The following is a 21,874-nucleotide window of genomic DNA, read 5'->3' on the forward strand; positions in this document are numbered from 1 at the left end:
TTATTGAGGAGGAAGAGGAAGTATGTTAGCAAATAAAAATATTTTACTTTGTGTTACTGGTGGGATTGCTGTTTATAAGGCGGTTGCTCTTGTGAGTAAGCTGTCCCAAGCAGGTGCCCATGTAAAGGTAATGATGACGGATTCTGCTATGGAGTTTGTCCAGCCATTAAGCTTTCAAGTAATGAGTAAAAATGATGTATTTTATAATACTTTTGATGAGAAAAAATCACAAGTAATTGCGCATATCGACTTAGCTGATTGGGCAGATCTTGTGATCGTTGCACCAGCTACAGCGAATGTTATTGGTAAATTGGCAAATGGCATTGCAGATAATATGATTACGACAACATTATTAGCGACGACGGCACCTGTATGGATTGCGCCGGCAATGAATGTGCATATGTACGATCATCCGGCAGTCATGCGCAACATTGCACAGCTCGCTGTAGATGGTTATCAGTTTATTGAACCATCAGAGGGATTTTTGGCATGTGGTTATGTCGGCAAGGGGCGACTAGAAGAACCGGAAAAAATTACTGCATTAGCATCTGCTTTTTTTGAACCACAAACGCTACCATTAAAAGGGAAAAAAGTACTTGTATCTGCTGGTCCTACGCGTGAAAGAATTGATCCAGTACGTTATTTGACGAATTTTTCTTCCGGAAAAATGGGCTATGCGATGGCGATTGCAGCAAGAGATTTAGGGGCAACGGTGACGCTTGTATCGGGGCCAGTAGATTTACCAAAACCTACTGGTATGACGGTCATAGACGTAGAAAGTGCACAAGAAATGTATGAAGTAATCATGGATAAATATGATGATCTCGATATAGCTATTAAAACGGCTGCGGTGGCAGATTATCGTCCTAAAAATTTACAACAACAAAAAATGAAAAAACAACAAGGCGATTCTACGATGGAACTGGAACGTACGACAGATATTTTAAAAGCCTTAGGCGACAAGAAAACGCATCAATTACTAATCGGCTTTGCTGCAGAAACCAATGATGTAATTCATTATGCACAAGGTAAGTTACAGAAGAAAAATGCAGATTATATCGTGGCAAATGATGTGTCAAAAACAGATCGTGGCTTTGGGGCGGATATCAATACGGTTGTGTTAGTTGGTAAGGACAATTTCCAACAGAGTTTCCCATCTATGGCAAAGGAAAAATTAGCGAAAAACCTGCTTGAAGTTATTTTGAAAAAAGAAGGACAATGGCAATGATTGCACAAGTCATCGTAGATGTATCAGCATACCCTGTTGATCGTCCGTTTGACTACAGAGTGCCACATCAAATGCATGACTTAATCGAAGCAGGTAGTCGTGTAAAAGTGCCATTCGGTCATCGTGATGTCCTTGGTTTCATTGTTGGGTTAAGCGATGAGACGGATGTACCGGTGAATAAAATCAAAGAAGTATCAAAATTAGTAGATATAGAACCAGTACTCACGACAGAAATGCTCGAAATGGCAAAATGGATGACGCATAAAACACTCTGTTATGAAATCGATGCATTACAAGTAATGCTACCAGCAGCATTACGTGCAAAATATGAAAAAACGGTTCATATTTTAGTTAGTAGTGCAGACTTGGAACCACAACTTGCCACTATTTTTGGTGATAAGAAAGCCATACCTTATCGTAAGTTTGAGCAAGCGGACGTTCTACTTGATTTAAAACGTGCAGTTAAAGCGCAACAGCTACAAATTATTACGGTAGTGAAACAACAAGGTGCGATTAAATCTATAAGAAAATTTGTGGTGTCTAGTGACGAGCAATTTCTCAATCAGCAACTCGATGCCTTATCAAATAGAGCGCGTAAACAAAAACAAGCGATTGAATGGATGAAGCAACATATCGGTGAACGCTTTTTACCACAAGAATTAATAGATGATCATGGTATTTCAGCATCTGTACAAAAAGCAATCGTTGATTTAGGTGTCGCAACTTTTGTTGAAGAGGAGCTTTATCGTGATCCATTTTCACATGATGTTCAAAAATCATTGCCATTAGCATTAACAGATGAACAACAAGAGGCATTGCAAGCGATTGAAAATTCGATGAATCATGACGTCGCAACAACATTTTTACTGCATGGAATCACTGGTAGTGGCAAAACAGAAGTCTATTTACAAGCGATTAGCAATGCACTTGCAAAAGGAAAGGAATCGATTGTACTTGTTCCTGAAATTGCTTTAACACCTCAGATGACTGAACGTTTTAGGGCACGTTTTGGCGAATTGGTGGCTGTTATGCATAGCGGTCTATCACAGGGGGAAAAATACGATGAATGGCGTAAAATCCAACGTGGGGAAGTAAAAGTAGTCGTCGGAGCGCGTTCTGCTATTTTTGCACCATTTACGAATGTTGGATTGCTCATATTAGACGAGGAGCATGAATCGACGTATAAGCAGGAAGATACGCCACGTTATCATGCGAGGGATGTTGCTATTTGGCGTGGACGTTATTATAATTGCCCCGTCATATTAGGCAGTGCAACGCCAGCATTAGAATCGTATGCACGTGCTAAAAAGAGAGTATATGAACTGCTCACCTTAAATAATCGTGCAAAAAATCAAGTATTACCGAGCGTTGAAATAGTAGATATGCGTGATGAGCTTCATGAGGGGAATCGTTCGATGTTTTCAAGGTCTTTGGCAGAGGCAATACGTCAAAGATTAAAGCGTAAAGAACAGATGGTATTGTTTTTAAATAGACGAGGGTTTTCGTCCTTTGTCCTCTGTCGAGATTGTGGAACAGTCGTTCAATGTAAAAACTGCGATATTTCATTAACTTATCATCGCAATACAGAAAAACTAAAATGTCATTACTGTGGTTACGAAGAACATGTTCCAGAGCAATGTCCGCAATGTCAAAGTGAACATATACGTTTCTTTGGAACTGGCACACAAAAAATCGAGAGTGAAATTTATAAGGTTTTCCCAGAAGCACGTGTAATTAGAATGGATGTTGATACGACAAGGCAAAAGGGAGCCCATGAAAGATTACTCACCGATTTTGGCGAAGGAAAAGCAGATATATTACTTGGTACACAAATGATTGCTAAAGGTTTAGATTTTCCTAATATTACTTTAGTTGGTGTCATGAGTGCAGATACGTCGTTGAATCTACCTGATTTTAGGGCGGCAGAACGAACATATCAGCTGCTGACACAAGTTAGTGGGCGTGCAGGGCGTCATGATTTACCTGGTGAGGTCGTTATTCAAACCTATACACCTGAACATTATGCGATTGAGATGGCAAAGGATCAAATTTTTGAGCCGTTTTTTGAACGAGAAATGACAATGCGTCGTCGTTCCTCCTATCCACCCTACTATTTTGTTGTTGTCATTCAAGTAACCCACGAAGATGTTATGAAATGTGCGGAGTATGCTACGATGGCTAGTGACTTTGTCCGAATGAATTTATCGCAACAAGTGCAGATTATTGGACCAACTGCGTCATCAATTAGTCGCATCCAAAATAGATATCGCTATCAATGTTTGATAAAATATAAAAGAGAACCTCAATTAAATGATGTTTTGAAACAATTAATCAAACTTTACAGAACAGACTGGATTAAAAAAGGCGTGTTAATGACCGTTGATTTGGATCCATCGACCATTTAATTGCATAGAAAAGAGGATATAATGACAGTTTTAAAAATCGTAAAAAATCCAGCAACCGTATTAACTACGAGTGCAGCTGAAGTGAAGAATTTCGACGAAAAATTAGCAACACTATTAGATGATATGTATGAAACGATGACGGCTTCTGATGGCGTGGGTATCGCTGCGCCACAAGTAAATGAAAGTATCCGTGCAGCGGTTGTTGAAATTGGTGAAGAGCGTGAAATATTAGAAATTATTAATCCAACAATTATCGAATATTCCGTCGACACAACAAGTGATATTGAAGGCTGCCTGAGCTTTCCAGATTTATTTGGAGAAGTCGAACGTTCGAATGGAGTGCGCGTAGAAGCACAGGATCGTGATGGTAATTTATTTGAAATTGAAGCATATGATTATGATGCGCGCGTTTTACAGCATGAAATCGACCATTTAAATGGCGTATTATTTGATTCTAAAATGAGTCGTATTGTATCGGCAGAAGAAATTGCTGAAATGTATGCAGAGGAGGAAGAACAATAATATGACATCTATCGTATTTATGGGAACACCTGCTTTTTCCGTGCCTATTTTACACATGTTACATGAAGAAGGGTATGATATTAAAGCCGTCGTAACACAGCCGGATCGTCCAGTCGGTCGTAAACGAGTATTAACACCACCACCAGTTAAAGCTGCGGCACTTGAATTAGGATTACCGGTCATTCAACCTGAAAAATTACGTGGTTCACAGGAACTACAAGAAATTATTGCATTGCAGGCAGATATTTTAATTACAGCAGCCTTCGGTCAAATATTACCAAAAGAGTTATTGGATGCACCTAGATTGGGTTGTATTAATGTTCATGCGTCTATGCTTCCGAAATATCGAGGTGGCGCACCGATTCACCAAGCATTATTAGATGATGAAGCGGAAACAGGTGTAACAATCATGTATATGGCAGTCAAATTGGATGCTGGTGATATTATTTCACAGCAAGCGATTGCGATAGAAGATCATCACACAACGGGTCAACTCTTTGAAGAACTAAGCATTGTAGGACGAGACTTATTGAAAAAAACATTACCAACAATTATTGATGGGACGAACGACCGTATTGTTCAAGATGAACAACAAGTTACGTTTGCTTCCAATATTTCACGTGATCAAGAACGTATCGATTGGACACAATCTGCACGTACAATCTTCAATCAAGTTCGCGGTTTAAACTCTTGGCCAGTTGCATATACAATATTGCATGATGAAACAGTGAAGATTTGGGATACACGTGTTTCCGATAAGACAAGTGATGCAAAACCAGGCACGGTGATTTTTAAAGATAAAAAATTCTTCACAGTAGCTACTGGCAATAACGAAGCACTTGATATACTTGAATTGCAACCCGCAGGTAAAAAGGCGATGCCAGCAATTAATTACTTAAACGGCGTAGGTTCTAAATTACAGATTGGGGATCAATTTGAATGACGAAAAAAGTAGAAAAAAAATCACAAGGTAAAAAGAAAACACAAGTATGGGATGGCAATGTTCGCGATGCAGCATTATCGATTTTATTGGCGGTCGACAATCAACAGGCATACAGTAACTTACTGCTAAACCAAACAATTGAAAAAAATAAAATTGATGCCAAAGACCGTGGACTGTTGACAGAGCTGACTTATGGTACACTACAATATAAAATGACATTAGATTACTATCTTGAACCGTATGTTCGTGGTAAACTAGATGATTGGGTAAGGTGGTTGTTGAGATTGTCACTTTATCAAATCGCATTTTTAACAAAAATACCGGATCATGCAGCTGTTAATGAGTCAGTTGAAATAGCTAAACATCGTGCAAGACACAAAGGTGTCAGCTCGACCGTGAATGGTATTTTACGCTCGATTTTGCGCGATGGTATTCGCGATACATCAACGATTGCTGATCCTGCTGAAAAGCTAGCAATTGAAACAAGTCACCCGCTTTGGTTAGTACAGCGTTATTTGAATGATTTTGGCTATCAAAAAACACATGATATGCTGTTCGAAAATAATTTACCACCTATTCAAACAGTACGTGTAAATACAGCCAAAGTAACAACAGATGAGGCATTACAAGCACTTTGGGATGAAAATTATTCAGTGCAACGTAGTGAGAATTTACCTGAGTGTCTTCATATTATTGAAGGGCAGGTTGTACGTTCACAAGCATTTAAAGATGGACTTATTACGATTCAAGATGAAAGCTCGATGTTACCTGCCAATGCTTTGGATGTTCAACCAGGTATGAGAGTATTGGATATGTGCGCTGCACCCGGTGGTAAAACGACGCATATCGCTGAAAAAATGAATAATGAAGGTGAGTTAATCGCGACAGATCTTCATAAACATAAAATTAAGCTCATTGAAGAAAATAGTGAACGTCTTGGTCTTTCGATTATTGCTGCAGAAGTATTGGATGGTCGTAAAGCAAACGATCAGTTTGATGCGCAATCATTCGATCGTATTTTAGTCGATGCACCATGTAGTGGTCTGGGTGTTATTCGACGTAAACCGGATATTAAATATACAAAAAAAGAATCTGATTTTGCATCATTGCATACGATTCAATTAGCTTTACTAGATGCCGCACATGATTTATTGAAAATCGGAGGCAAAATGGTTTACAGCACATGTACAATTGATAAAATGGAAAACAGTGATACAGTATCATTATTTTTAGAAAAGCATCCGGATATGGAGTTAGCACCTGCACCACAAGCACCTGAAGCGCTCGTGGCGTTAAGAACGACAGGTACGATGCAAGTATTCCCACAAGATTTTAGTAGCGACGGCTTTTTTGTAGCTGCTTTTGTAAAAAAAGCTCAATAAAATTAAGCGCTGAAAAACGGATTTGGCTGAGCTGAATCGGTTCGTAAGCCACAAATGGTTAGGAGATCCAATCGTGGAAGAAAATTTAAACCCAGTAACTGAAGTAAAACGTGTCAAGAAAGAAAAACCAGTATTACGCGAGTCAATTTATTCATTATTACCAGAGGATTTAGAGCAATGGTTAAAAGATAATGGTGAAAAAGGTTTCCGTGCAAAACAAATTTTTGATTGGTTATATGTGAAACGTGTAACTCAATTTGAAGATATGTCCAACTTATCAAAAGGTCTACGTGATAAATTAGCGGCAGCCTTCGAATTAAGTACTTTATCAACATTGATTAAACAAGAATCAAAAGATGGTACAATCAAATTCCTATTCCAACTGCAAGATGGTTACTCGATTGAAACAGTTTTAATGCGCCATGACTACGGTGCATCTGTTTGTGTAACAACTCAAGTTGGTTGTCGCATCGGCTGTACTTTCTGTGCTTCTACATTAGGTGGATTAAAACGTCATCTATTAGCTGGTGAAATTATCGAGCAAGTAGTAAAAGTACAACAACAATTAGATGAAACAGGAGAACGTGTTGCATCGGTCGTAATTATGGGCATCGGTGAACCATTCGATAACTATGATGCACTCATGAAATTCTTACGTGTTATTAATCATGAAGAATCTTTAAATATTGGTGCGCGTCATATTACCGTATCAACTTCGGGGATTGTACCGAAAATTTATAAATTCGCTGATGAAGGTATGCAAATTAACTTCGCAGTATCTTTACATGCGCCAAACCAAGAGGCACGTCAAAAATTAATGCCGATTGCAAAAGCATATAAATTACCAGATTTAATGGATGCAGTACGTTACTACACTGAAAAATCAGGACGTCGTGTAACATTTGAGTACGGTCTGATGTCAGGTCAAAATGATTCGGTGCAAGTTGCCAATGAATTAGCAGATTTAATCCAAGATATTAAATGTCATGTTAACTTAATTCCTATTAATTATGTACCAGAGCGCGATTATGTACGTACATCACGCAGCAGCATCTTTGCTTTTGAAAAAGCATTGAAAAACCGTAAAATCAATGTAACAATTCGTCGTGAACAAGGTTCCGATATCGCTGCAGCATGTGGGCAACTTCGTGCACAAGAGAGAGAAGAAGAGACTGCACACTAAATTGAGGTGAAGGTTGTGAGATATACCGTAGAGAGTGATATCGGTAAGAAAAGATCGGTCAATGAAGATCGCGCAACTGTAATTTCCCGAAGCAATAATACCGTCCATTTAGCAATCGTTGCTGATGGCATGGGCGGTCATAATGCTGGGGATGTTGCAAGTACATTAGCAGTAGAAGGACTACGATCGCGTTTTATAGCAGCATCGGATAGCGATTTTTTGACGATGAGCGATTGCACAGCTTGGCTACTCGATACAGTCACACAATTAAACAAGCTTATTTATGATTATTCTCTAAAAAATGAAAATTGTCAGGGCATGGGTACGACGCTGATTGCTGCAATAATTGCAGAAAATCAAGCGTCTATTTGCCATGTTGGCGATAGTCGAGCTTATATTGTCGACGAGCAGGGAATCCAATTGATTACAAGAGACCATTCGTATGTCAATATTCTAGTTGATAGCGGCGAAATAAGTGAGGATGAGGCAAAAATACATCCGAAGAAAAATTATATTATTAAATCACTTGGTACGGAAGCGACAATTGAACCTGATTTTTATCAAATACAAATCGAAGAGGCGTCCTATTTTTTAATCTGTTCTGATGGCTTAAGTAATAAAGTGGATCAGCAACAAATACATATGATCGTTACCTCTTTGCAATCTATTGAAGAAAAGGGACAGGCACTTGTGCAATTAGCCAATGAAAATGGCGGCGAAGATAATATTACCGTCATTATTGCACAGCCTCTTAAAGATGGAGGTGACGAAATTGCTTAAAGGTAAGAGAATAAGCGGCAGATACAAGGTGTTGGAAGTGATCGGTGGGGGCGGCATGTCCAATGTGTACTTAGCACATGATATGATTTTGAACCGCGACGTGGCTGTAAAAGTATTGCATTATAGTTTTAATGATGAGGAAGAGGCGAAGCGTCGCTTTCAACGAGAAGCACTGTCAGCGACGAGCCTTAATCACCCAAATATAGTCAGTATCTATGATGTCGGCGAAGATGAGGGAATGCATTATCTTGTAATGGAATACGTTAAGGGGATGACCCTTAAACAATATATAAATGAATATGCGCCACTGGCACCAACACGCTGTGTTGAAATAATGGAACAGCTAACATCAGCCATTATGATTGCCCATCAACATCAAATTATACATCGTGATATTAAGCCACAAAATATTTTACTTGATGAAGATGGTCATGTGAAAATTACTGATTTTGGTATTGCAATGGCCTTATCCTCTACCTCTTTTACGAAAACAAATTCGGTATTAGGAACTGTCCATTATTTGTCACCAGAACAAGCGCGAGGTGGTATTGCGACAAAGAAATCCGACATTTATTCACTTGGTATCGTATTATACGAACTGCTGACTGGAGAATTACCTTTTTCAGGGGAATCGGCTGTGTCGATTGCTTTAAAGCATTTACAATCAGAAACACCCTCTGTTCGTGCAATCGTTCCGACGATTCCACAATCATTGGAAAATGTCGTATTAATTTCAACGTCGAAAGATGCGCGACATCGCTATCCAACAGTTGAAAAAATGCGTGATGATTTGGAAACAGTCCTATCGCTTGAGAGAGCTCATGAAGCGAAATTTGTTGTGCCTGAGGATCATGATGCAACGAAAGCAATGCCAATCATTAAAGCACGTCCTATTTACGATCAACAAAGCGAAGAGGTCAGTGCGATTGTACAACCGCCAAAAACATCGGAAAAACCACGGAAAAAAAAGAGTAAATTAAAATGGCTTGTCGCGTTAATAGGTGCATTATTAATTATTTTTGCTGTGTTATATTTTACGATGCCCCAGTTCTTTTCAGCGAAGAAAATTGCTGTCCCGGATGTTACAGACAGCTCGTTAGATCATGCGATTGATAAGTTGCAGGGCGCAGGTTTTGCAATCGGTAAGCAGACGACCCAAAATTCTTCTGCTATCAATGAGGGAAAAGTGATAAATACACGTCCTGCAGCTGGCACAGAGCGTCAAAAAGGAACGGAAGTTGACCTTGTCATTAGCGAAGGTAAAGCCAAAAAAACGATGTCTGATTATATAGGCAAGAATATTGATCAAGTGAAGTCTATCCTTGAAAAACAAGGGTATAAAAATATAGTTGTGAAAAAATCTTTTTCTTCTAAAGAAATCGATTCAGTTATTAAGCAATCACCGATGGAGGGCTCTTCAAATGTCCCGAGCGAAACGACAATTACATTGACAATTAGCAAGGGCGTCGCAGAAAATATTTTATCAAATTTAATAGGATTTGATGAAAATGCCTTGAAAACATACGCTAATTCATCCGGTTTTAATATAAAAATTACCGATGAGGCATTTTCAGATGATGTTGCCAAAGGGCAAGTTATGGCACAGTCCATTGAAGCAGGAACATCATTAAAAGTAGGGTCTACAATCAATGTCACGTTATCAAAGGGTATGGAGAAAAAACCAGCAAAACGATTTGTTAAAACAGTAGAGATTCAATTTGAGCCTGAAGAAGATGACGATGGTGAAGAAGCAAATTATCAAAAAATAAAAATCTATATTCAAGATGCTACACATTCGATAAAAGACGTCCATCAAGAGTTTAGAATTTACGACGATATTAAGAAAAATATCACACTAGAAATAGAACAGGGCAAGGAAGCTTCCTACCGTGTAGAACGTGATGGCGAAGTGCTTTATGATGAAACAATTTCATATGATGATCTATAAAATCAAAGGAGGAAATATATGGCTAAGGGCCAAATTAGAAAAGCGTTAGCAGGTTACTACTATGTTTATGACGACGGTAAAGTATATCAAACAAGAGGAAGAGGTGTCTTTCGTAAGAGGGGAATCACACCGCTTGTAGGTGATTTTGTCGAGTATGTTGTAGAGGGAAATAATGATGGTACTGTTACGGAAATTTTTCCGCGTATGAATGAACTTGTACGCCCACCTATTTCCAATGTCGATCAAGCTATTTTAGTATTTTCGGTGAAAGAGCCTAATTTCAATACTGTCTTACTCGATCGCTTTTTAGTAGCGTTAGAATCGTTTGATGTAGAACCTATTATTTGTCTCACAAAATTGGATCTCCTACCAGAAGATGAAAAGCCGCTTATTGCCAAATATAAGGAACAATATGAAAAAATCGGGTATACTATTATCGAAACATTTATCGATGATGCACAACTTCTCGACAAAATTACTCCGTTATTGGAACATAAAACAACTGTGCTAGCTGGACAATCAGGTGTGGGAAAATCTACACTCTTGAATACATTAATGCCAGAGCTTAACTTAAAAACAGGCATCATTTCCTCGGCGTTAAATCGTGGGAAGCACACAACGCGCCATGTTGAGTTAATCGAAGTAGCAGGAGGACTTGTGGCGGATACTCCAGGTTTCAGTTCATTTGATTTTGAAACAATTGAAAAAGAACAGTTAACAGCTTGTTTTCCAGAACTTCAAAAAGCTTCTGAAAGCTGCAAATTTAGAGAATGTCTTCATTTAAAAGAACCAAAATGCGAAGTGAAAAAACTTGTGGAGTCAGGTAGTATCGAGCAGTATCGCTACGATCATTATTTACAATTCCTACAAGAAATAACAGATAGAAAGCCGAGGTACTAAATATGATTAAAATTGCCCCATCTATATTAGCCGCAGATTTTGCAAAGTTAGGCGAAGAAGTAAAAGAAGTGGAAGCAGCAGGAGCTCATCTTATTCACATCGACGTTATGGACGGTCATTTTGTACCGAATATCTCATTTGGTGCAGCGGTAATGGCTTCAATTAAACCATATACGACACTTCCGTTAGATGTGCATTTAATGATTGAAAATCCGGATGATTATATCGAAGAATTTGCAAAAGCAGGAGCTGATTACATTACCGTGCATGTAGAAGCTTGCCGTCATTTACACCGTACACTTCAATTGATTCGTTCATTTGGTGTGAAACCGGGCGTGGTGTTAAATCCACATACTTCAGTTGATTCGATTAAACATGTGCTAGGTGACATTGATTTAGTTTTATTGATGACTGTAAATCCAGGTTTCGGTGGTCAAAAATTCATTGAATCAGTAGTGCCGAAAATTGCTGAGTTATCCTATATTATTCAAGAGCGAGGCTTAGATATCGATATTGAAATTGATGGTGGGATTACGGCAGAAACAATCGTTCCGTGTGCAGAGGCTGGTGCGACGATTTTTGTAGCTGGTTCTGCAATCTATGGTAAAGAAGACCGCACAGCAGCTTTACAAGCTATCTTAGAAGCGGGAGAAAAGGCAATAAGATGAGAACAGCAATTGTAGTTGCTGGAGGACCAAAAAAGGAAATCGTCCTAGATGATTTCCTTTTTCCACATAACGAAACAGTTTATATAGGTGCCGACCATGGTTCAATTTATTTGTTAGAAGCGGGTATTATACCGAATGCGGCGGTAGGAGACTTTGATTCGCTTACTTTAGAAGAATGGCAGTTAGTTAAAGAACAGGTTGCTGAAGTAGATGGTTTTCAAGCTGAAAAAAATGAAACAGACACCGAACTAGCCATCATAAAAGCATTAACCTATGAACCAGAGATCATCTATATTACGGGTGTTACAGGAGGTAGATTAGATCATTATGAATCAAATCTACATTCTGTCTACCGTTTACAGCAACAAAATCCATCTATTCCTCTTATTATTGTTAATACATCAAACTGCTTGCAATTTCTTTTTGCTGGTATGCATACAATTCGGCATACAAATAAATATAAATACTTGTCCTTTTATCCATTTGGAGGTCCGATTGCTGGCGTCACGCTAACGGGTGTGAAATACACTACCAATAATTTAGCGATGCCTATAGGCTCAGGGCGCTTCACAAGCAATGAGATTGTAGAGGCTGAAGCGACGCTACAATTTACCGACAATGCGATTCTTATGATCCGCAGCAGAGATTAATTATCTTCTTTGCTTAGAAAGGAATCCTTCTAGAGTACTGGTAAAGGATCCCGATATACAGAATCATTCAGTTCACATAGACCGACCATTATTGTGCTACAAAATTAAAAGAATGCACAAAAAAACGACAATGTCATAAAATGACGTTGTCGTTTTTTAGTGAACAATTAACCAGTGGGCTAATTGTTCACATCAAGCTGTTAAATTCGTATTAAACGCGTTCAACTTTACCTGATTTTAAAGCACGAGCAGATACCCATACTTTTTTAGGTTTACCATCAACTAGAATACGGACTTTTTGTAGGTTTGCGCCCCAAGTACGTTTACTAGAGTTCATTGCGTGAGAACGATTGTTACCAGCACGAGCTTTGCGGCCAGTAATTACACATTGTTTTGGCATATTGTTTTCCTCCTATATAAGAAGTTGAAAGTTCAGTTTTCACTTCGATATTTCACATACTTTAATAATTTAACATACGTTATAGTTCATTGCAACTCATTTTCTTTGCCTTTCAAGAAAAAAACCTTTACACCTAAATCTTTTGTTAGGAATTAATTAACAGATAAATAATAAATTGTATTTAAAAGGATTTTAAATAGGTGTATTTGAGGAATTTTAGAGATAAATTGCTGAATTATACTTAATATATATGCTTTCCTGATGTATAATAATTTCTGTATGTATAAAGTTGTTCTTTGTTTTAAAAAAATAGTACAATATAGAATAGTTAACTTTAAGTCAGGGGGCTAAATTATGTCAGTAGAACTTAAAAACGAATTCGGAAGCATAGATATTTCAAATGATGTCGTTTCTCAAATTACGGGTGGAGCAGCAATCGAATGTTACGGGATAGTTGGTATGGCTAGTAAACACCAAATCCGTGATGGGCTTACTGATATTCTACGTAAAGAGAACTTTGGTAAAGGCGTAGTTGTACGTCAAATTGGTGAAGAACTTCATGTTGATATGTATGTAATAGTTAGTTATGGTACAAAAATTTCCGAGGTAGCCTATCAGGTTCAATCTAAGGTTAAATATACACTCGATAAATCTGTAGGTATGGCTGTAAAATCAGTTAATATCTATGTACAAGGTGTTCGTGTAGCGAACGTGTAAGAGGAGGAACTTATTCAAATGAAGTCATTAGACGGATTAAAATTTGCGGAAATGGTACAGATGGGATCCCATCATTTATCTCAAAATGCAGATTATGTAGATGCTTTAAATGTTTTCCCTGTACCAGATGGTGATACAGGAACAAATATGAACTTATCAATGACATCTGGTGCAAAAGAAACTGCCGCTAAAGCAGAAGCTAGTATCGGTAAAACATCACAGGCGTTATCTAAAGGTCTATTAATGGGTGCGCGTGGTAACTCAGGCGTTATCTTATCGCAATTATTCCGTGGTTTCGGTAAAGCGATTGAAAAAGAAGATACAGTAGATAGTGTTAAACTTGCTCAAGCCTTCCAATACGGTGTGGAAACAGCGTATAAAGCGGTAATGAAACCAGTAGAAGGTACAATTTTAACAGTGGCACGTGAAGCAGCTGAACAAGCTGTTATCGCTGCTAAAAATAACGATAATGTTATTGAAGTAATGGAGGAAACTCTAAAAGCTGCACAAGCATCTTTAGAAAGAACACCAGAGCTTTTACCTGTTCTTAAAGAAGTAGGCGTAGTAGATAGTGGTGGTCAAGGTCTTGTTTATGTTTATGAAGGTTTCTTAGCGAGCTTAAAAGGCGAAGCGCTACCTGAAAAAACAGAAATTAAATCTATGGATGATTTAGTCAGTGCTGAACACCATAGTGCACAAGATTTTATGGATACATCTGATATTGAATTTGGTTACTGTACTGAATTTATGGTTCGTTTTGAAGATGATAAAAAACCATTCGTAGAAGCAGAGTTCCGTGAAGATATGAGTCATTTCGGTGATTCATTACTAGTTATTTCAGATGATGAAGTTGTTAAAATTCATGTTCACTCTGAAACACCAGGTGAAGTAATTGCATACGGTCATCAATATGGTGAACTTGTGAAAATTAAAGTAGATAATATGCGTCAGCAACATACAGCAATTGTCGGTACAGAAGAAAAACCTAAGGTTAAAAAAGTTCCATATGCAATCGTTACTGTAGCGATGGGCAAAGGCATTAAAGAACTTCTTGAAAGCGTAGGCGCAGCTTATGTAATCGAAGGTGGTCAAACGATGAATCCTTCAACTGAAGATATCGTAAAAGCTGTTAAGGAAGTAGGTGCTGAACGCGTATTAATTTTACCGAATAATAAAAACATTATTATGGCAGCTCAGCAAGCGGCAGAAATTTTAGAAATCGAAGCAGCGGTAGTACCGACTAAAACGATTCCTCAAGGTTTTGCAGCACTATTAGCCTTTAATACTGAAGCATCTGTTGAGAAAAATGCAGCGGCTATGACAGCGGCAATTGATGGCGTTAAAACGGGTCAAATTACTTTTGCAGTTCGCGACACATCTATTGATGGAATCGAGATTCATAAAGATGACTTTATGTCGATGGCAGAAGGTAAAATTGTGAAAGCTAGTCCGTCTTTAAAAGAAGCGGCAGAGTATTTAGTCGATCAAATTGTGGATGAGGATGCAGAAATTATTACCATTTTATATGGTGAAGATGCAACGAAACAACAAGTAGACGATTTAGTAGCCTATATTGAAGCGCACTATGGTGATGCTGAAGTAGAAGTACACAATGGTAAACAACCTTTGTATCCCTTCATCTTGTCAGTAGAATAAGCATGATGATTGGTTAAGCAGACGAAGCAATTCGTCTGCTTTTTTTTATTCATTATACAAGTATCTTATTCTTCTATAATAAATAAAGAATCCGCTGATAATAGAACGAGAATTATTGATTTATTAGCTATAAATAGAACGAATAAATCATATTTAAAGGCTTGATTCATAGGCTATAATAAATTTGACTAAATTGTTTGGGTTATTGCATTGAATCGTGTAATATTGGTAAAGATAATGTGTGATAAGGAGGAGAATATATGAAATTTACATCGGTTTTTGATATTATTGGTCCAGTTATGATTGGACCTTCATCATCCCATACAGCTGGAGCAGCAAGAATTGGTCGTGTAGCGCGAGATTTGTTTGGTAAGCAACCAACCTGGGCTAAAATCCACCTGTATGGTTCCTTCGCCGAAACGTATAAAGGTCATGGTACGGACGTTGCAATCATTGGCGGTTTACTAGATTATGATACATTCGACGAACGTATTAAAACTTCCTTTGATGAAGCAGCTCGCTTAGGATTGACATTTGAATTCATTACGGAGACAGGTAGTGTTGATCATCCTAATACAGCACGCATTGTAATTGGGGATGGTGATAGTGAGATGAGCATGGTAGGCATCTCAATTGGGGGTGGCTCTATTGAGATTACAGAGCTTAATGATTTCCCTCTAAGGATGTCAGGTGGCATGTCTGCTATTTTAGTCGTTCATGATGATCGTGCGGGCGTGGTAGCGAATGTTGCTGTTTCTTTAGCGCATCATTCGATTAATATTGGGCATATGGAAGTGTCGCGTAAAGAACGCGGTAATATGGCTTTAATGGTCATTGAAGTCGACCAAAATATCTCGACAGAAATACTGGAAGAAATTGAATTGCTTCCTAATATAACGAAGGTAACAAGAATAAAAAATTAGGGGGTTTTGATTGATGGAAATTTTATTTCGTAATGTCCGAGAACTTGTTGAAAGAGCGGAAGCAGAAAATAAATTAATTTCTGAAATTATGATTGAACAAGAAATGATTATTACAGAGCGTAACCGTGAAGAAATCATGAATCAAATGTTCCGTAATTTAGAAGTGATGGAAGCAGCGGTTGAACGCGGTTTAAATGGTGTCCAGTCCGTTACTGGCTTAACAGGTGGAGATGCCGTATTAATGCAAAATTACATCGCTTCTGGTAAAGGGTTATCTGGTGATTTTATCTTAGATGCAGTAGCGAAAGCAGTAGCTACAAATGAAGTAAATGCAGCAATGGGGACAATTTGTGCTACGCCAACTGCAGGTTCTGCTGGTGTTGTACCAGGTACATTATTTGCTGTTAAAAATAAGTTACATCCAACGAAAGAAGAAATGGTACGCTTTTTGTTTACTGCGGGTGCCTTCGGTCAAGTCGTAGCGAATAATGCAATGATTTCGGGTGCAGCAGGTGGGTGTCAAGCAGAGGTTGGTTCAGCAGCAGCTATGGCGGCAGCTGCAATCACTGAGATGGCAGGTGGTTCGCCACAACAAAGTGCCCATGCCTTTTCAATCTCCTTAAAAAATATGTTAGGTCTTGTTTGTGATCCAGTAGCTGGTTTAGTGGAAGTTCCTTGTGTAAAACGAAATGCAATGGGCGCAGCGAATGCTATGGTATCAGCAGATATGGCTTTGGCAGGTATTGAAAGTCGTATTCCAACAGATGAAGTAATTGATGCGATGTATCGAATCGGTAAAACGATGCCTGTAGCGTTAAGAGAGACAGCGCAAGGTGGACTTGCGGCAACTCCAACTGGTCGTTGGTTAGAGAAGAAAATTTTTGGTAGTGCGGCGCCGGCAAATGGCTAGTGAATTAGCTCGTCCAGTAACCGAACTCAGTGGCGTGGGGAAGGCAGCTGCCGAAAATTTAGAAAATATGCATATTCACACGATTGAAGATTTAATATGGACGTTTCCATACCGTCATGAAGATTATCGTTTGAAAAATTTAGCAGAAACACCACATAATGAGCGGGTAACGGTAGAAGGACGTATTGAGAGTATTCCTACAGTCATGTTTTTAGGTAATCGTAAATCACGTCTTCAAGTGCAGATGCTCGCTGGTCAACATTTAGTGAAGGTTGTTTTTTTTAATCAAAACTATTTAAAAACAAAGCTTGAACCTGGTACAATTGTCGCGGTAACAGGGAAATGGGATCGAGGTCGTCAGTTGATTAACGGGACACATATTTCTTGTGGACCTAAAGACGAACGAGCCGATTTTGAACCTGTTTATAGTGTAAAAGGGAAGCTTCCTCAAACAAAGTTCCGCCATTTTATGCGCCAAGCACTTGATTTATATGGACAGGACATCGAAGAACAATTACCACAGGAACTGCTCGTTAACTACAAGTTATTGCCGATTGTTGAAGCGTTGGAAGGTGTGCATTTCCCAAAGGATGCTGAAACTGCAAAACAGGCGCGCAGACGTTTTGTTTACGAGGAGTTACTGGATTTTCAATTGAAAATCCAAGCATTACGTAAACTGCGTAAAGAGCAAGAACATGGCATGGTTATTCATTATGATGTATCAAAGCTCAAGGCATTTTTTGAATCGCTTCCATACGAATTAACAGGTGCTCAGAAAAAAGTAGTCAATGAAATTTGTCGTGATTTATTACAACCTCATAGCATGAATCGTCTCTTGCAAGGCGATGTCGGGTCTGGTAAGACAGTCGTTGCAGCAGCAATGCTTTATGCTGCTGTGACAGCCGGTTTTCAAGGTGCTCTTATGGCACCAACGGAGATTTTAGCAGAGCAACATGCCGATAGCTTAAGTGAATGGCTAGAACCTTTTGGCCTGTCATTGGCTTTATTAACAGGTTCGACGAAAACGAAGGCACGTCGTGAAATTTTAGAACGTTTGGCAAATGGTGATATCGATATCGTTATGGGAACACATGCACTCATTCAACCAGATGTTCGCTTTCATAAGCTTGGATTAGTGATTACGGATGAGCAACATCGCTTCGGTGTAGAACAGCGTCGCGTTTTAAAAGAGAAGGGTGAGAATCCTGATGTATTATTTATGACGGCAACACCGATTCCAAGAACATTGTCAATCACTGTTTTTGGTGAGATGGATGTTTCCATTATCGATGAGCTTCCTGCCGGTCGTAAAGAGATTGAAACGCACTGGGTAAAACAGGAGCAGTTCAATCAAATTATTACGAAAATGACCACGGAGATTGCTGCAGGTAGGCAAGCATATGTAATTTGCCCGCTCATAGAAGAATCTGACAAGCTTGACGTGCAAAATGCTGTCGAAGTGTACGAACAACTAACGACGTTATTTCACGGTAAATTCAATATTGGTTTGATGCATGGCCGACTATCATCAAGTGATAAGGATGCTGTTATGCGCGAATTTAGTGAGGGTAATTTACAAGTGCTCGTGTCGACGACTGTTGTAGAAGTCGGTGTCAATGTCCCAAATGCAACATTCATGATGATTTATGATGCTGAACGTTTTGGTTTAGCTCAACTTCACCAGTTAAGAGGACGTGTTGGGCGGGGTGAGCATCAATCATATTGTATATTACTTGCAGATCCAAAAAGTGACGAGGGCAAGGAACGTATGATTTCGATGGTGGAAATGACAGATGGTTTCCGATTAGCTGAAAAAGATTTAGAGTTAAGAGGTCCGGGAGATTTCTTTGGTCGTAAGCAAAGTGGTATGCCAGAATTTAAAGTAGCAGACTTAATACATGACTATCGTGCCTTAGAAACAGCGAGACAAGATGCAGTGAAAATGGTAGATTCCGAGGATTTTTGGCAAAATCCAAATTATGCAGGTTTGCGCAAAAAACTTGAAAAATCAGGTGTTTTAGACGGTGAGAGAATCGATTAATTGCAGGGGATATCAAGCGTTTAAGTAAACAACACTTGACATTCCCTTTTTTATATTTATATACTGATGTTAGTACCAAGTGCTAATACAAGGGTGGGAAAAGGACAATGAAGTACTCGAAAAAAGAAAGACAAAGATTATTAAAGCAAACCATTGAAGATAATCCCTTTGTGACAGACGATCAACTAGCGAGCAAGTTTATCGTTAGCGTCCAGACGATTCGATTGGATCGCATGGAATTATCCATCCCAGAGCTACGCGAGCGAATAAAAGATGTAGCGGCACATAATTTTGAAAATGAAGTAAAATCGTTACCAATTGATGAAATAATTGGTGAAATTATAGATATTGATTTAGATGAACGTGCATTATCGATCTTCGATGTTAAAGAGGAGCATGTATTTCAACGAAATGGCATCGCCCGTGGGCATCATTTATTTGCACAGGCCAATTCATTAGCTGTGGCAGTAATTGACGACGATTTAGCATTGACAGTAAAATCAGAGCTATTATACACGCGTCCCGTACATGCGGAGGATCGTGTAATCGCTAAAGCAATCGTGACAGGTAAAGACGATGCTAGAGACCGTACATTTGTGGAAGTAACATCTACAGTAGAAGGTAGCACAGTTTTTGTTGGTAAATTTGAAATGTATCGTACGAAGGGTAAAGGTGGTAAAAATGAAAATAGCAATTGATGGTATGGGTGGCGACAATGCCCCTAAGGAAATCGTCGAAGGTGTTTTTTCGGCTGTTCATGATTTTCCCGATGTAGAATTTACAATTTATGGTGACGAAGAAAAAATGTCTCCTTATATACAGCAACACGAGCGCGTTAAAATTATTCATTGTTCTGAAAAAATTGAAGGAACAGATGAACCAGTTCGTGCAGTACGTCGCAAAAAAGATGCATCGATGGTGCGTATGGCTCAAGCCGTTGCGGATGGTGAAGCAGATGCATGTGTATCCGCTGGCAATACGGGAGCGCTTATGGCGGCTGGCTTATTCATCGTGCATCGTATTGAGGGGATTGATCGACCAGCCCTATCGACGACTTTACCAACGATGGATGGTGTAGGTTTTGATATGATGGACTTAGGTGCGAATGCTGATGCCAAGCCAGAGAATATTTTACAATATGCGATTATGGGGAGTATTTATGCGCAGCAAGTACGTGGTATTGACAAGCCAACTGTCGGCTTATTGAATATTGGTACGGAAGATAAAAAAGGCAATGAATTAACGAAGGCTGCTTTTGCTTTATTAAAAGAAGCGGATATTAATTTTATTGGCAATGTTGAAGCGCGTGAATTATTAAATCATGCAGCAGATGTTGTTGTAACAGATGGTTTTACAGGTAATATGGTATTAAAAACAATCGAAGGCGTTGCCGGTAATATTTTTGGGATGTTAAAAGAAGAATTTATGTCATCGACAAAAACAAAAATGGCAGCAGTTATGATGAAAAATAATTTAAAAAATATTAAAACAAAAATGGATTATTCCGAATATGGTGGAGCACCATTATTTGGTTTGAAAGCACCAGTCGTAAAAGCACACGGTTCATCAAAGGCCAACGCTATTTATAGTGCGATTCGTCAAACGCATATTATGGTTGAACATCAAGTGTGTCAAACGATTGATTCTACAATTTCAAAGGAGAATTAACTATGACTAAAATCGCATTCATCTTTCCTGGCCAAGGTTCACAAACCGTTGGTATGGGACAACAATTAATCGACACGGATTCACGTAGTAAAGAATTTTATGATCAAGCAGATCAGTTGTTAAATATGGAGTTATCTAAATTGATGTTAGAAGGTCCTCAAGAGGAATTAACATTGACGTTTCACGCGCAGCCGGCTTTGCTAACGACAGGTGCGATGATTTCACAGAGATTAATGGATCACGGGATTACACCTGCTTTCACTGCAGGTCATAGTTTAGGTGAATATACGGCTTTAGTCGCTTCTAAAGTGTTATCATTTGAAGATGCTTGCGTTGCAGTACATAAGCGTGGATTATATATGAATGATGCAGTACCAGCTGGTCAAGGTGCGATGTCGGCGGTTTTAGGACTTGATGCACAAGCATTGCAACAAGTAACAGATGAAGTGACAAAGGATTTAGATGAGGTTGTACAGTTAGCAAATTTAAATTGTCCAGGTCAAATTGTCATTTCAGGTACAGCAAAAGCGGTGGAAGTTGCCGGTGTGAAAGCAAAAGAAGCGGGTGCTAGACGCGTATTGCCATTAGTGGTGAGCGGTCCTTTTCATTCAGAATTAATGCGCCCGGCAGCTTCACGTTTAGAGGAAATGCTCTCAGCTATTCCGAAGAAAAATGCAGAAATACCAGTCATTGCGAATGTCACGGCACAACCGGTTGTTGATGCAGATACTATTCAACAATTGCTTGTTGAACAATTGTATTCACCAGTACGTTGGGAAGAAACAGTTCGTGAGTTGATCGCTTCAGGCGTTGATACGTTTATCGAATGTGGTCCAGGTAAAGTGTTGAGTGGTCTTGTAAAAAAAGTAGATCGTCAATTAACGACGTTTTGCGTATATGATGAAGAAACGATGCAAGCTGTCATCGATGCATCCAAGGAGTGGAACTAA

Annotated in this window: 20 protein-coding genes; 19 read left to right on the forward strand and 1 reads right to left on the reverse strand. The window is 38.9% G+C overall.

Annotation, left to right across the window (positions count from 1 at the left end; translation table 11 throughout):
- The first annotated feature begins 22 nt into the window (after window positions 1-22).
- The 11 genes from coaBC (at window position 23) to DEX24_RS00730 (ending at window position 12,609) form a co-directional block, all read left to right on the forward strand.
- A complete protein-coding gene (gene coaBC / locus DEX24_RS00680) occupies window positions 23-1,228 on the forward strand; it encodes a bifunctional phosphopantothenoylcysteine decarboxylase/phosphopantothenate--cysteine ligase CoaBC (RefSeq protein ID WP_109304470.1) in 1,206 nt (401 codons plus the stop codon).
- Window positions 1,225-3,633, forward strand: coding sequence for a primosomal protein N' (gene priA, locus DEX24_RS00685; protein ID WP_109304471.1), 2,409 nt, complete (start codon window positions 1,225-1,227; stop codon window positions 3,631-3,633). The genes coaBC and priA overlap by 4 nt, the downstream gene beginning before the upstream one ends.
- A gap of 21 nt (window positions 3,634-3,654) precedes the next feature.
- A complete protein-coding gene (gene def, locus DEX24_RS00690) occupies window positions 3,655-4,155 on the forward strand; it encodes a peptide deformylase (protein ID WP_109304472.1) in 501 nt (166 codons plus the stop codon).
- A gap of 1 nt (window position 4,156) precedes the next feature.
- A complete protein-coding gene (gene fmt, locus DEX24_RS00695) occupies window positions 4,157-5,098 on the forward strand; it encodes a methionyl-tRNA formyltransferase (protein ID WP_109304473.1) in 942 nt (313 codons plus the stop codon).
- Window positions 5,095-6,480, forward strand: a complete 1,386-nt coding sequence (rsmB, locus tag DEX24_RS00700; RefSeq protein WP_109304474.1) for a 16S rRNA (cytosine(967)-C(5))-methyltransferase RsmB — start codon at window positions 5,095-5,097, stop codon at window positions 6,478-6,480. The genes fmt and rsmB overlap by 4 nt, the downstream gene beginning before the upstream one ends.
- A gap of 73 nt (window positions 6,481-6,553) precedes the next feature.
- Window positions 6,554-7,663 (forward strand): dual-specificity RNA methyltransferase RlmN, encoded by a 1,110-nt coding sequence (gene rlmN, locus DEX24_RS00705; protein ID WP_373863538.1) that lies wholly within the window; start codon window positions 6,554-6,556, stop codon window positions 7,661-7,663.
- A gap of 15 nt (window positions 7,664-7,678) precedes the next feature.
- Complete coding sequence (locus tag DEX24_RS00710; protein ID WP_109304475.1) at window positions 7,679-8,443, forward strand: Stp1/IreP family PP2C-type Ser/Thr phosphatase; 765 nt, start codon at window positions 7,679-7,681, stop codon at window positions 8,441-8,443.
- Window positions 8,427-10,391 (forward strand): Stk1 family PASTA domain-containing Ser/Thr kinase, encoded by a 1,965-nt coding sequence (pknB, locus tag DEX24_RS00715; protein WP_307725556.1) that lies wholly within the window; start codon window positions 8,427-8,429, stop codon window positions 10,389-10,391. The genes DEX24_RS00710 and pknB overlap by 17 nt, the downstream gene beginning before the upstream one ends.
- An 18-nt stretch (window positions 10,392-10,409) precedes the next feature.
- A complete protein-coding gene (rsgA, locus tag DEX24_RS00720) occupies window positions 10,410-11,291 on the forward strand; it encodes a ribosome small subunit-dependent GTPase A (RefSeq protein WP_109304477.1) in 882 nt (293 codons plus the stop codon).
- Window positions 11,292-11,293: 2 nt separating this feature from the next.
- A complete protein-coding gene (rpe, locus tag DEX24_RS00725) occupies window positions 11,294-11,959 on the forward strand; it encodes a ribulose-phosphate 3-epimerase (RefSeq protein ID WP_109304478.1) in 666 nt (221 codons plus the stop codon).
- Window positions 11,956-12,609, forward strand: coding sequence for a thiamine diphosphokinase (locus tag DEX24_RS00730; RefSeq protein ID WP_109304479.1), 654 nt, complete (start codon window positions 11,956-11,958; stop codon window positions 12,607-12,609). The genes rpe and DEX24_RS00730 overlap by 4 nt, the downstream gene beginning before the upstream one ends.
- A 211-nt stretch (window positions 12,610-12,820) precedes the next feature.
- Here the strand turns inward: DEX24_RS00730 and rpmB are convergent, their stop codons facing one another.
- Entirely contained in the window at window positions 12,821-13,009 is a 189-nt protein-coding gene (gene rpmB / locus DEX24_RS00735; protein WP_109304480.1) for a 50S ribosomal protein L28, read from the reverse strand.
- 354 nt (window positions 13,010-13,363) lie between these two features.
- On the opposite strand from rpmB, the gene DEX24_RS00740 reads away from it, so the two are divergent.
- The 8 genes from DEX24_RS00740 (at window position 13,364) to fabD (ending at window position 21,874) form a co-directional block, all read left to right on the forward strand.
- A complete protein-coding gene (locus DEX24_RS00740; protein ID WP_109304481.1) occupies window positions 13,364-13,726 on the forward strand; it encodes an Asp23/Gls24 family envelope stress response protein in 363 nt (120 codons plus the stop codon).
- Between the two features lie 18 nt (window positions 13,727-13,744).
- Window positions 13,745-15,382 (forward strand): DAK2 domain-containing protein, encoded by a 1,638-nt coding sequence (locus tag DEX24_RS00745; protein WP_109304482.1) that lies wholly within the window; start codon window positions 13,745-13,747, stop codon window positions 15,380-15,382.
- 260 nt (window positions 15,383-15,642) lie between these two features.
- On the forward strand, window positions 15,643-16,305 hold the full coding sequence (gene sdaAB / locus DEX24_RS00750) for an L-serine ammonia-lyase, iron-sulfur-dependent subunit beta (protein ID WP_109304483.1): 663 nt from the start codon (window positions 15,643-15,645) through the stop codon (window positions 16,303-16,305).
- 13 nt (window positions 16,306-16,318) lie between these two features.
- Window positions 16,319-17,215 carry an L-serine ammonia-lyase, iron-sulfur-dependent, subunit alpha gene (gene sdaAA / locus DEX24_RS00755; protein ID WP_109304484.1) on the forward strand — a complete coding sequence of 299 codons (897 nt, stop codon included), beginning with the start codon at window positions 16,319-16,321 and terminating at the stop codon, window positions 17,213-17,215.
- A complete protein-coding gene (recG, locus tag DEX24_RS00760; protein ID WP_109304485.1) occupies window positions 17,208-19,256 on the forward strand; it encodes an ATP-dependent DNA helicase RecG in 2,049 nt (682 codons plus the stop codon). The genes sdaAA and recG overlap by 8 nt, the downstream gene beginning before the upstream one ends.
- 107 nt (window positions 19,257-19,363) lie before the next feature.
- Complete coding sequence (gene fapR / locus DEX24_RS00765) at window positions 19,364-19,954, forward strand: transcription factor FapR (protein ID WP_109304486.1); 591 nt, start codon at window positions 19,364-19,366, stop codon at window positions 19,952-19,954.
- Window positions 19,938-20,924 (forward strand): phosphate acyltransferase PlsX, encoded by a 987-nt coding sequence (gene plsX, locus DEX24_RS00770; protein ID WP_109304487.1) that lies wholly within the window; start codon window positions 19,938-19,940, stop codon window positions 20,922-20,924. The genes fapR and plsX overlap by 17 nt, the downstream gene beginning before the upstream one ends.
- Window positions 20,925-20,926: 2 nt before the next feature.
- On the forward strand, window positions 20,927-21,874 hold the full coding sequence (fabD, locus tag DEX24_RS00775) for an ACP S-malonyltransferase (protein ID WP_109304488.1): 948 nt from the start codon (window positions 20,927-20,929) through the stop codon (window positions 21,872-21,874).

The organism is Kurthia sibirica (assembly GCF_003143975.1).
GTDB classification, from domain to species: domain Bacteria; phylum Bacillota; class Bacilli; order Bacillales_A; family Planococcaceae; genus Kurthia; species Kurthia sibirica.